Source organism: Brevundimonas sp. VNH65, from assembly GCF_049445955.1.
Lineage (GTDB): Bacteria > Pseudomonadota > Alphaproteobacteria > Caulobacterales > Caulobacteraceae > Brevundimonas.
The window spans coordinates 122,565-133,613 of the sequence record NZ_JBMSDX010000001.1 but is presented as its reverse complement, the minus strand read 5'-3'; the positions used below and the strand labels follow the sequence as shown (position 1 = coordinate 133,613).

Annotated in this window: 9 protein-coding genes; 8 read left to right on the top strand and 1 reads right to left on the bottom strand. The window is 70.8% G+C overall.

Annotated elements, in window-relative coordinates; all coding sequences use genetic code 11:
* The first annotated feature begins 180 nt into the window (after nt 1-180).
* Together ACO2Q1_RS00655 and ACO2Q1_RS00650 are read left to right on the top strand one after the other, a co-directional pair.
* Nucleotides 181-525 carry a hypothetical protein gene (locus ACO2Q1_RS00655; RefSeq protein ID WP_423327612.1) on the top strand — a complete coding sequence of 115 codons (345 nt, stop codon included), beginning with the start codon at nt 181-183 and terminating at the stop codon, nt 523-525.
* Nucleotides 518-1,999 (top strand): hypothetical protein, encoded by a 1,482-nt coding sequence (locus ACO2Q1_RS00650; RefSeq protein ID WP_423327611.1) that lies wholly within the window; start codon nt 518-520, stop codon nt 1,997-1,999. Before ACO2Q1_RS00655 ends, ACO2Q1_RS00650 begins: the two co-directional genes overlap by 8 nt.
* A gap of 11 nt (nt 2,000-2,010) precedes the next feature.
* On the opposite strand, the gene cysQ is transcribed toward ACO2Q1_RS00650, so the two are convergent.
* A complete protein-coding gene (cysQ, locus tag ACO2Q1_RS00645) occupies nt 2,011-2,793 on the bottom strand; it encodes a 3'(2'),5'-bisphosphate nucleotidase CysQ (RefSeq protein WP_423327610.1) in 783 nt (260 codons plus the stop codon).
* Between the two features lie 86 nt (nt 2,794-2,879).
* Between cysQ and chpT the strand changes: the two genes are divergently transcribed.
* The 6 genes from chpT (at nt 2,880) to alaS (ending at nt 11,045) form a co-directional block, all read left to right on the top strand.
* On the top strand, nt 2,880-3,530 hold the full coding sequence (gene chpT, locus ACO2Q1_RS00640) for a histidine phosphotransferase ChpT (RefSeq protein ID WP_423327609.1): 651 nt from the start codon (nt 2,880-2,882) through the stop codon (nt 3,528-3,530).
* Between the two features lie 95 nt (nt 3,531-3,625).
* Nucleotides 3,626-3,997, top strand: coding sequence for a response regulator (locus ACO2Q1_RS00635; protein ID WP_423327608.1), 372 nt, complete (start codon nt 3,626-3,628; stop codon nt 3,995-3,997).
* A gap of 14 nt (nt 3,998-4,011) precedes the next feature.
* Nucleotides 4,012-4,842 (top strand): CheR family methyltransferase, encoded by an 831-nt coding sequence (locus tag ACO2Q1_RS00630; protein ID WP_423327607.1) that lies wholly within the window; start codon nt 4,012-4,014, stop codon nt 4,840-4,842.
* A 73-nt stretch (nt 4,843-4,915) separates the two neighbouring features.
* The gene (locus tag ACO2Q1_RS00625) at nt 4,916-6,853 is read left to right on the top strand and encodes a M20/M25/M40 family metallo-hydrolase (RefSeq protein WP_423327606.1); all 1,938 of its coding nucleotides are present in this window, start codon (nt 4,916-4,918) and stop codon (nt 6,851-6,853) included.
* A gap of 168 nt (nt 6,854-7,021) precedes the next feature.
* Nucleotides 7,022-8,101: a recombinase RecA gene (gene recA / locus ACO2Q1_RS00620; RefSeq protein WP_423327605.1), complete on the top strand. Its 1,080-nt coding sequence runs from the start codon at nt 7,022-7,024 to the stop codon at nt 8,099-8,101.
* A 295-nt stretch (nt 8,102-8,396) separates the two neighbouring features.
* Complete coding sequence (alaS, locus tag ACO2Q1_RS00615) at nt 8,397-11,045, top strand: alanine--tRNA ligase (protein WP_423327604.1); 2,649 nt, start codon at nt 8,397-8,399, stop codon at nt 11,043-11,045.
* Nucleotides 11,046-11,049 lie beyond the last annotated feature (4 nt).

Sequence of the window (11,049 nt, the reverse complement as noted above, 5' to 3'; positions counted from 1 at the left end):
GGTAGGCTGCGTCCGCGACGACCCGCTGATGATACGGCGGCGGTCTCGCGAAAACTGAACGACAGCGGCGCGTCGGTTGGATCGTTCACGGAGCGACGCCGATGCGATCTTGCGCCGATCGCCGGCCGATCCGCCTTCCTTCGGACGCGCGGACGTGATGTGGTGGGGATCGGAGCTTTCATGTCCTACGCCCTGATCTTTTTCGCCCTTCTCCAGAACGCGCCCGCCGTCACGCCGGCGCGGCTGATGTCCTATGAGGGGACGGTGCGCTGCGCCGGCCTGACCCAGGCGGCGTCGGAACTGGAGGGCGGCGAGAGCGCCGAGGGCAAGGCCCTGTCGGACGCGGCCCTGTACTGGTCGCTGACGGCGGGCCAGGCCGCCGTTGCCGCCGGCAAGCCGGCCGGCGAGGCGGATCGCGATCAGTCCGCCGCGCGTCAGCTCGCGGTGCGGCAACTGACCGCCGGCGACGACGCGGCGCGTGAGACCCTGGCGGCCTGTCGCCGCCGGACGCCCGACCTTGGCTGACCCCCATCCCAGAGACTGGCGGCTGGCGCCCCTGATCGCCGCGATTCCTGTGGAGAACCGCGAAGGCGGCGCCGCGTTTGCGGAGCATGGGACGGGGCCGGCGAACCGGTCCCGAACCGGGACGCGGGAAAGGCTGGCCAGGCGCATGTTCGAGTTCGGCAAGGGGCTACGCAGGATTTTCGCGCCGGAGGCCAGGGGCGAGACGGACGACCTGTCCTGGACCGAACTGGTCATGCCCGAACTTCTGGCGCGAGAGGCGCGGGGCCAATGCACGGACGCCGGGCGCGTCTCGGCCGCGCGACCGTTCGAGGCCTGGCTGCGCGGGTCGGCCCTGTGGCGCGAGCACGCCCGCCGCACCGGCGCCGACGACAGCCTGGGCCGGGCGCGGGAGGCCGCCCGGAGCGCGGCCCGCGCCGCGCGGACGCCGGACCAGACCGCTCGCGCCGCCGTCGAGGCGGGCCTGGTCGAGATCCTGAGGTTCGACCTGGTGGGCGGGGTGGCCGAGCTGGAAGCCGCCGTCCGCGCCGCGCCTGACGTTCAAACGCGCCGGAACACCGGCCTGTCCGCCGCCACCCTCGCCGCCGTCGCCGCCCTTGACGCCCGGCTGCGGTCGCGACAGGCGCGGCTGGACGGCAAGCCCGACGCCCTGCGCCGCGCCGCCCTGGCCCTGGACGAGGCGGTCGCGGCGGCCGAGGCCGCGGGCGACCCCGAACTCGACCATCTCCGGCTGGAGCGCGCCGCCCTGGCGCTGGAGGCGGGGGTGATGCGCCGCGATCCGAGCCTGCTGGATCAGGCGGGCCGCGAACTGCGGCGACTGGTGTCGGCCGCCGATCCCGACCGCCGCCCCCTGAGCCGCGCCCGCGCCCTTTGCCTGTGCGCCGCCGGGCTGTCGGCCCTGGCCGCCCTGGCCGGCGACGAGGCCGCCCACGCCCAGGCGCGCATCCTGTTCGACGCCGCCGCCGACCAGTTCACCCCCGACCACAGCCCCATCGACTGGACCGCGATCCAGCTGGCCCGCGCCGCCACGCCAGGCGCCGTATCCCTGGCGGCCCTGCTCCAGGCCGAGGCCGTCTCGGCCGGCAAGGATCTGACGCTGGGCGCCCTGGCGCGCGACCGACGGCTGGAGGTCGAGGCGGCCGCCGCCGAAACCGCCGCTGACGCAGACCGTCTGGGCCGCATGGCGGCCGAGGTGCGTCGGCGACTGGTCGTTCGTCGTCTGACGGCGAGGCCGGGCGGCGAGGCCCGCCACGAGGCGGACAGCGCCAGTCTGGACCGGGGCGACCTGGACTGGGCGGTGGATCAGATCGGACTGGCGCGGATCGAGGCGGCCATCGGCCGTCTGACGGGCGCAATGGTATCGACCGACTCCGCCTTCTCCCTGTTCGAGGCGGCCGAGATCGCGCGCGAACGCGGCGTTCCCGCCCTGGCCGAGACCGCAGAAAGCCTGATGCCGGTCCGGTCCGTCAGGGCCTGAACCGGCGCCGGCTATCCGCCGAGGGCGGTGAAGGGACCGTTCAGGAAGCCCGACTTGCCATAGGCCAGCGGCTGGCCGTCGCCGCCCAGAACCCGCCCGCCGGCCGCCTCCAGAACCGCCTGCCCCGCGGCCGTGTCCCACTCGCTGGTCGGGCCGACGCGCGGATAGACGTCAAACCGCCCCTCGGCGATCAGGCAGAACTTCAGCGAGGAATCCATGCCCTGCCAGACGGCGCAGCCGTTCTGGCGCATCAGCCGTTCGGCGTCCTCGTCGCTGACCGAATGGCTGAGCAGGGCCACGCCGTCGGCCGGGCGTTCGCGCACGCGGATGGGGCGCCAGGCCTCGCCGAACGCGCGCCGCTCCGCCCCCTGGGTGGAGACCCGCCAGGTGGTGGACAGGGCCGGCGCCGTGACCACGCCGGCGACCGGCCGCCCTTTCTCGATCAGGGCGATGTTGACGGTGAAGGCCTCCTTGCCCTGGACGAAGCCGCGCGTGCCGTCCAGCGGATCGATCAGCCAGTAGCGGGTCGCCGCGGTCTCGGGCGCGCCCTGGGCGGCGACCTGTTCTTCCGCGACCGCCGGAACACTGGACCAGATCGCGGCCAGCCGCTCCAGGATCAGGGCCTCGGCCCGCTGATCCGCCAGGGTGACGGGGCTGTCGTCGGCCTTGGACAGCACTTCGACGTCGGCCCGCCAGTAGGGCAGGATCAGTTCGGCCGCCGCCTCGGCGGTCTCGGCCAGAATGTCGTGGAGCTTGCCGGATTTCAGGTCCCGGGCGAGGGAGTCGGTCTTCATCGCGCCCCGATAGCCGACATCGGCGGTTTCGCGAACCGCCAAATCAAGGCAGTGAGAGTTTGCCGCCGTTAAGTGTCCGGACGACCATGACCGAACCCGCCGACCTGCCCTTCGCCCCGACCGAGCTGGCCACCTTCGTGGCCGGGAAACTGTGCCACGATTTCATCACTCCGGCGGGGGCGATCCTCCAGGGCCTGGACCTGATCAACGATCCGACGGCCCAGGACATGCGCGACGACGCCCTGAACCTGATCGGCCAGAGCGCCAACAAACTGGTCGCCATCGTCCAGTTCGCCCGCGTGGCCTTCGGCGCCGCGACCAGCAGCGAGAGCTTTTCCGGCGACGCCCTGCGCGGCCTGGTCGAGGACATGGTCAAGGGCGGCCGGGCGACGATGGACTGGGCGGTGACGGAGCCCGCCTTCGACAAGCCCGCGGCCCGCACCCTGCTGAACCTCGCCTATCTGACCATGGGAGCCCTGCCGTCGGGCGGACACGCCGTCATCACCGCCGAACGGTCGAGCGAGGGCTTGACGCTGAAGGGCGTGGCCGAGGGCGCGCGCGCCCGCCTCAAGCCCGAGGCGGCGGTCGGGCTGAAGGGCGAGCGGCTGGAGGACGGTCTGGTGGGCCAGTGGATCCAGCCCTACTGGCTGTGGCTGAACGCCCGCGACGCCGGGGGTCGGCTGGACGTGGCCGCCGAGGAAGGCCGCGTGGTTCTGACCGCCGTCCTGCCCGGCTGACCGCGTTCAACCCCTTGACGCCAACGGCTCGTTAACCCGCCGCCTGCGATCATGGCGGCCGTGAGCGCCGCCGATTCGCGCGCCGGAGCCCCGCCTTGGACGCCAGGACCTGTTTGATCGTCGACGACAGCCGGATCATCCGAAAGGTCGCGCGCCGCATCGTCGAAGGCCTGGGTTTCGAGGTGGACGAGGCCGCCGACGGGTCCGAGGCCCTGGCCTGGTGCGCGTCCGCCCTGCCTGATGTCGTGCTGCTGGACTGGAACATGCCGGTGATGGACGGCTTGACCTTCTTGCGACGCCTGCGCGCCCTGCCCGGCGGAGATCGGCCCAAGGTGCTGTTCTGCTCGGTCGAGGCGGCGCCGGACCGGATCGCCGAGGCGCTGGCGGCCGGCGCCGACGACTATGTGATGAAGCCGTTCGACGGCGAGATCCTGCACTCGAAGTTCGCGGAGGTGGGCGCCGTCTGATCGGCCTTGACGCCATGACCCCGGAAGATTTCGAACGACTGCAGGTCCTGATGGCCACCCGCGCCGGCGTCCGCCTGGCGCGGGACCGTATCCAGCTGGCCGAACATCGTCTCGGACCGGTCGCGCGTCGCGAGGGCTATGAGTCGGTCCAGGCCCTGCTGGACAGCTTGTGGTCGCGGCCGGTCGCATCGCTCGGCTGGGCGGTGATCGAGGCCCTGCTGAACACCGAGACCTGGTTCCGGCGTGACCGCGCCCCTTTCGATTCCTTCGGCCGAGAGCTTCTGCCGGCCCTGGCGCGCGCGCGACCGGGCGGGCGCGTCAGCGTCTGGTCGGCCGGCTGTTCGTTCGGCCAGGAGGCCTATTCCCTGGCCATGGCCGCGCTCGACGCCCGCGCCCAGGGTCTGGCGGGCGAGGTCGCCGTCACGGCCACCGACCTGTCCCTGGCCGCGATCGAGCGGGCCAGGGCCGGAGCCTACACCGGCTTCGAAATCCAGCGCGGCCTGTCCGCCGCCGCCATGTTGCGCTGGTTCGAACCGCGCGACGATCAATGGGTCGCCCGTCCCCAGTTGCAGGAAATCGTCCGCTTCTCGCGCGCCAATCTGCTGGACGAGACCGCCGACGGCCCCCGGCACGACGTGATCTTCTGCCGCCATGTGCTGAAGGACATGGAGCCGGCCAGACGCGCCCTGACGCTGGAGATGCTGGAGCGGCGTCTGGTCGATGACGGCTGTCTGTTCGTCGGCTTCGACGAGCGGCTGGACAGCGAGAGCGTCGCCTTCCGCCCCGTGAACGGCCGGCGCGGCCTGTACGTCAAGTCGCCCGCCTTCCTGTCCCGCGCGGCCTGACGCGGCGACGGGGTGACAGAGGCCGCCTCCCCCTCCTAGTCTCCCCCCAACGGTTGGGACTTCGGGGGTGATCATGACCGGCGACGCTGAACACACCACGATCCCGGCCGAGGCCGCTCCACCGGCGCGCGGCCCCGCCACGCCCCTGGTCCTCGGCCTCTTCCTCGGCGCCCTTCTGCTCGCCCTGGCGCTCGGCGTGCTGGCGCTTCAGTCACCCCGGCCTCTGGGTCGGGAGACGCCGGCCAACCACTTCTCGGCCGCGCGCGCCATGATCGACGTGCGCGAGATCGCCCAGAGGCCGCACCCGGTCGGCAGCGCGGACAACGCCCGGGTTCGCGCCCATCTGACGGCGCGCATGACGGAACTCGGCTTGAGCCCGGAGTTGCAGATCGGCCTGCTGTCGCCGCGCGCCGAACGGCGGATGACGCGCTGGGGCCTGGATCCCTCGGCGCGCCCGGTCAACATCATCGGCGTCCTGCCCGGGGTCGAGCCCGGGCCGGCCGTCCTTTTGATGGCCCACTACGACACCACGGTCCATTCGCCCGGCGCGGCGGATGACAGCGCCGGCGTGGCGGCGGCTCTCGAGACGGTGCGGGCCATCAAGGCGCGCGGCCCGATCCGGCGTCCCCTGGTGGTGCTGCTGACCGACGGCGAGGAGCTGGACCTCGACGGCGCCCGCGCCTTCTTCAGCGAGCATCGCTGGCGCGAGCGCCTGGGCGCGGTCGTGAACCTGGAGGCGCGCGGCGGCGGCGGCCGGGCCATGATGTTCGAGACCGGTCCGGGCAATCGCCAGACGATCGACCTGTTCGCCCGCTCGGCGGTCAAGGCGCCGGGCGGCGTGACCAGCAACTCCCTGGCCGTCGTCGTCTATGAGAACATGCCCAACGGCACCGACTTCACCCTGGCGCGGCAGCGCGGTCTGGCCGGAATGAACTTCGCCTTCATCGGCCGACCGGATCAGTATCATTCCGCCGACTCGACCCCCGACAACCTCGACCAGGGCGCGCTTCAGCATCTGGGCGGCCAGGCCCTGGAGACGGTCGACGCCCTGGTTCGCGCCCCGGCCCTGCCCCAGGCCGCGGAGCGCCGCGTCTATGCCGACGTGCTCGGTCGTGTCGTCATCGGCCATGCGCCGGCCATGGGCTGGCTGATCTTCCTGGCGGCCCTCGGCCTGACCGGCTTCGGCCTGTGGGGCGCCCGCCGCGCCACCGGGCTGAAGTTCGCCGAGGTCGGGCGCGGCGCGGCCGACGGTCTGTGGCTCGTGGCGGCCGGACTGGTCCTGACCAAGGCGGCGCGGCTGCTGGCCGGGCCCCTGTCCAGCCGGGCCGAGAGCGCAGAGACCTACTACACCCTGCTGCGCCGTCTGCCCTGGATCGAGGCGGGCGCCGCCAGCGTGATCCTCGCCGTGGCCCTGTTCGTCCTGGCCGGCCGCCCCGCCTTCGCCCGCATCGGCGTGACGGCCCTGGTCGCCCTCTCGGCCGTCGCAGCCCTGGTGCTGGGCGGGATCGACCCGGTCCTGATCGGGGCGGCCCTGCTCGCGCTCGGGCTCGGCTGGGGCCTGCGCGGGGCCCGGTCGTCGCGGGGCGGATGGATCGGGACGGTTCTGCTCGTCACCCTGCTGGGCGGCGTCGCCCAGGCCATTTCGCCCGAGGCGGCCTTCCTGCTGCTGTGGCCCGCCCTGCTCGGCGGCCTGGCCCTGGCCGTCTCCATGCTGATCAGCGCCAGGATGGTCCGGCCGGCGGCCCTGATTCCGCCCGCCGTCGCGACGGTCATCGGCGGCGCCTGGCTGGTCAGCCTGGCCCACCCGGTGTTTCTGGGGATCGGCATGGACATGCCGGGCGTGCTGGCGCCGCTGGCCCTGCTCTGCTTGGCCCTGGTCTATCCGCTCGGGCGGATGCTCCCCGGCCAGCGCAGCCTCGTCGCGGCGGCGGCCGTCCTGCTGATCCTCGGCGCGGGCTTCAGCATCGCCGCCGTCGTGACCGAACCCGAGACGGCCGCCAGCCCGACCTGATCTGCGTCATTATCGGTCGTATTGCGGCGGCCTGACCTCGCGACGCCGAAAAGAACATATTGGCAACGACCCGAAACCGTGTTCTACATCTGTTCACGCGGACGGCGGGAGCCTTTTCCCAGCCTTTCCGGCGGGTCGACGGGAATCATGGCAAGGGAGAAGAAGGCAATGGCACAGGCGGCATTGAAACTGGTGGGCAAGGAAGACGGCGACAAGCAACGCGCGCTCGAGGCGGCGATCGCCCAGATCGATCGCGCCTTCGGCAAGGGCTCGGTGATGAAGCTGGGCAAGGCCGGGGTGGTGGCCGAGATCGAGAGCGTCTCGACCGGCTCGCTCGGCCTGGACATGGCCCTGGGCATCGGCGGCCTGCCGGTCGGCCGGGTGATCGAGGTGTTCGGCCCGGAATCCTCCGGCAAGACCACCCTGGCCCTGCACACGGTGGCCGAGGTCCAGAAAAAGGGCGGCGTGGCCGCCTTCGTCGACGCCGAACATGCGCTGGACCCCATCTACGCGGGCAAGCTGGGCGTCAATCTGGACGACCTCCTGGTCAGCCAGCCCGATCACGGCGAACAGGCGCTTGAGATCGTCGACACCCTGGTGCGCTCGGGCGCCGTGGACATCGTGGTGGTCGACTCGGTCGCCGCCCTGACGCCGCGCGCCGAGATCGAGGGCGAAATGGGCGACAGCCTGCCGGGCCTTCAGGCGCGCCTGATGTCCCAGGCCCTGCGCAAGCTGACCGCCTCGATCAACAAGTCCAAGTGCATCGTCCTGTTCATCAACCAGATCCGTCACAAGATCGGGGTGATGTACGGCTCGCCCGAGACGACCACCGGCGGCAATGCGCTGAAGTTCTACGCCTCGGTCCGTCTCGACATCCGTCGCACCGGCGCGATCAAGGACCGCGACGAGGTCATCGGCAACTCGACCCGCGTCAAGGTGGTCAAGAACAAGGTCGCCCCGCCGTTCCGCGAGGTGCTGTTCGACATCATGTACGGCGAGGGCATCTCCAAGATCGGCGAGATCATCGACCTGGGCGTCAAGGCCGGCATCATCGAGAAGTCCGGCAGCTGGTTCAGCTATGACTCGATCCGCATCGGCCAGGGTCGTGAGAACGTCCGCGTCTTCCTGCGCGACAATCCCGACATCGCGGCCCAGATCGAAAAGGCCGTGCGCCAGTCCACCAACAAGATCGCCGAGGACATGCTGGGCACCCCCGAGCCTGACGAGGGCCAGGATCTGGAGGGCTGAAACCTGGCCCTTTCCTCCCCACGCCCCGCGTGGGGAGGGGGACCACGAAGTGGTGGAGGGGCTCTTCAAATCCTCCCGCTCACCCAGCCTCCCCGAGATGCTCCCCGCGACGTCGCCGACCCCGACGTCGCGGGCCGAGCCGGCCGCCCGACCCCGCGTCGGGCGGCCTTTTTCTTGCGCGGTCGTGGCCCGAGGCGGAGCGGCGCCGCCATATGTTCGCGCGAAAGGATGCGTCCGGGGGAAAACCCCTATATGAGGCCCTCTCCGTTCGTTCGCGCCCGACAGCACCAAAGTCATGACCAGCCTGAAGCAGATCCGCTCCACCTTCCTCGACTTCTTCGCCGCCGACGGACACGAGAAGATCCACTCCGCGCCGCTGGTTCCCCAGAACGATCCGACCCTGCTGTTCGTCAATGCGGGCATGGTCCCGTTCAAGGACTATTTCACCGGCGCGGCCCGCCCGCCCGCGCCGCGCGCCACCAGCTCCCAGAAATGCGTGCGCGCCGGCGGCAAGCACAACGACCTGGACAACGTCGGCTACACCGCCCGCCACCTGACCTTCTTCGAGATGCTGGGGAACTTCTCCTTCGGCGACTATTTCAAGGAACACGCCATCGAACAGGCCTGGTCCCTGGTCACCAGGGATTTCGGCCTGGATCCCAAGCGCCTGCTGGTCACCGTCTATATCGACGACGACGAGGCGGCGGCGATCTGGAAAAAGGTCACCGGCTTTTCCGACGACAAGGTCATCCGCATCGCCGGTTCGGACAATTTCTGGGCCATGGGCGACAACGGCCCCTGCGGTCCCTGCACCGAGATCTTCTGGGACTATGGCGACCACGTCCCCGGCGGCCCTCCCGGTTCGCCGGATGAGGACGGCGACCGGTTCGTCGAGATCTGGAACAACGTCTTCATGCAGTTCGAGAAGGAGAACGACGTCATCGTCCGCGACCTTCCGAAGCCCTCGGTCGACACCGGGATGGGACTGGAGCGGATCGCCTCGGTGCTCCAGGGCAAGAACTCGGTGTTCGACACCGACCTTTTCCAGACCCTGATCGCCGCCTCCGAAGACGCCACCAACACGAAATCGGACGAGGAGCGCGCGCCGTCGCACCGCGTCATCGCCGACCATCTGCGCTCGTCGTCCTTCCTGATCGCCGACGGCGTCACCCCGTCGAACGAGGGCCGCGGCTACGTCCTGCGCCGCATCATGCGCCGCGCCATGCGCCACGCCCACCTGCTGGGCGCGACCGAGCCCCTGATGCACCGGCTGGTGCCGACCCTGGTCTCGGAGATGGGCGAGGCCTATCCCGAGCTGAAGCGCGCCCAAACCTTCGTCGAGGACACGCTGAAGCAGGAGGAGATCCGCTTCCGCACCACCCTGTCCAAGGGCATGACCCTGTTCGACACGGCGGTTCAGGGCTTCCGCCCGGGCGACATGCTGGACGGCCAGACGGCCTTCACCCTGTCGGACACCTACGGCTTCCCGCTGGACCTGACGCAGGACGAGGCCCGCCGCCGCGGGTTCAGCGTCAATGTCGCCGGCTTCGAGGCCGCCATGGCCGAGCAGCGCGCGCGCTCGCGCGAACACTGGAAGGGATCGGGCCAGACGGCCAACGCCGGTGAATGGCTGAAGATCCGCGACCGCCTGGGACAGACCGTCTTCACCGGCTACGAGAACATCGACGGCTCGGGCGAGGTCCTGGCCATCATGAAAGACGGCCAGCCCGCCGACGTCGCGGAGACCGGCGCGATCGTCGAGGTCCTGTTCGACACCACGCCCTTCTATGCCGAAAGCGGCGGCCAGGCGGGCGATCATGGAACCCTGGAATGGCCCGGCGGCAAGGCCGAGGTCATCGACGTCAAGAAACACGCCGGCGACCTGCATGTGCTGTCGGCCGAGATCACCTCCGGCAAGCTGGAGATCGGCGCCCGCGTCGCCCAGTCCGTGGACGCGCAAAAGCGCCTGACAACGCGGGCCAACCATTCGGCCGCCCACCTGCTGCATACTGCGCTGAAGAACGTCCTCGGCGCCCACGTCGCCCAGAAGGGCCAGATGGTCGACGCTGAACGCGCCCGCTTCGACTTCAGCCACAACGCCCCGGTCACCGAGGCCGAGATCGAGGCCATCGAGGCCGAGGTCAACGCGGTGATCCGCCAGAATGTCCCGGCCGAGACCCGGCTGATGGCGCCCGAAGCCGCCATCGAGGCCGGCGCCATCGCCCTGTTCGGCGAGAAATACGGCGACGAGGTCCGCGTTCTCACGCTCGGCAGGTCGCTGACCACCGACAACAAGGCCTATTCGGTCGAACTGTGCGGCGGCACCCACGTCGCCCGCACCGGCGACATCGCCCTGTTCAAGGTGGTGCAGGAGACCGGCATCGCCGCCGGCGTCCGCCGCATCGAGGGCCTGACCGGCGAGGCCGCCCGCCTCTATCTAGAAGGCCAGGCCAGGGTCGCGCGCGGCCTGGCCCGCGACTTCAAGATCCAGCCCGCCGACGTCGCCGGCCGGGTCGAGGGCCTTCAGACCTCGGTCAAGACGCTGGAGAAACAGGTCGCCGAACTGAAGAAGCAGCTCGCCCTCGGCGGCGGCGGCTCCGCCAACGCCGCTCCGGAAGAGATCAACGGCGTCAAGCTGATCGCCCGCGTCCTGGACGGGGTGGACGGCAAGGGCCTGCGCGGCGTGGCCGAGGACTTCCGCAAACAGGTCGGAACCGGCGTCGTCGCCCTGATCGGCGTGACGGACGGCAAGGCGGCGGTCACGGTCGCCGCGACCTCGGACGTGACGGATCGCGTCAACGCCGCCGATCTGGCGCGCGCGGCGGTCATCGCCATGGGCGGACAGGGCGCGGGCGGCAAACCCGACTTCGCCCAGGGCGGCGCGCCCGACGGGTCGAAGGCCGAGGCCGGTCTCCAGGCCGTGCGCGACGCCCTGAAGGGCTGAGACC

Bases quoted from the DNA above. Each gene is read 5' to 3' on its own strand.
- ACO2Q1_RS00655 (WP_423327612.1), top strand. From the start codon at position 181: ATGTCCTACGCCCTGATCTTTTTCGCCCTTCTCCAGAACGCGCCCGCC.
- cysQ (WP_423327610.1), bottom strand. From the start codon at position 2,793: ATGAAGACCGACTCCCTCGCCCGGGACCTGAAATCCGGCAAGCTCCAC.
- chpT (WP_423327609.1), top strand. From the start codon at position 2,880: ATGACCGAACCCGCCGACCTGCCCTTCGCCCCGACCGAGCTGGCCACC.
- ACO2Q1_RS00630 (WP_423327607.1), top strand. From the start codon at position 4,012: ATGACCCCGGAAGATTTCGAACGACTGCAGGTCCTGATGGCCACCCGC.
- ACO2Q1_RS00625 (WP_423327606.1), top strand. From the start codon at position 4,916: ATGACCGGCGACGCTGAACACACCACGATCCCGGCCGAGGCCGCTCCA.
- recA (WP_423327605.1), top strand. From the start codon at position 7,022: ATGGCACAGGCGGCATTGAAACTGGTGGGCAAGGAAGACGGCGACAAG.
- alaS (WP_423327604.1), top strand. From the start codon at position 8,397: ATGACCAGCCTGAAGCAGATCCGCTCCACCTTCCTCGACTTCTTCGCC.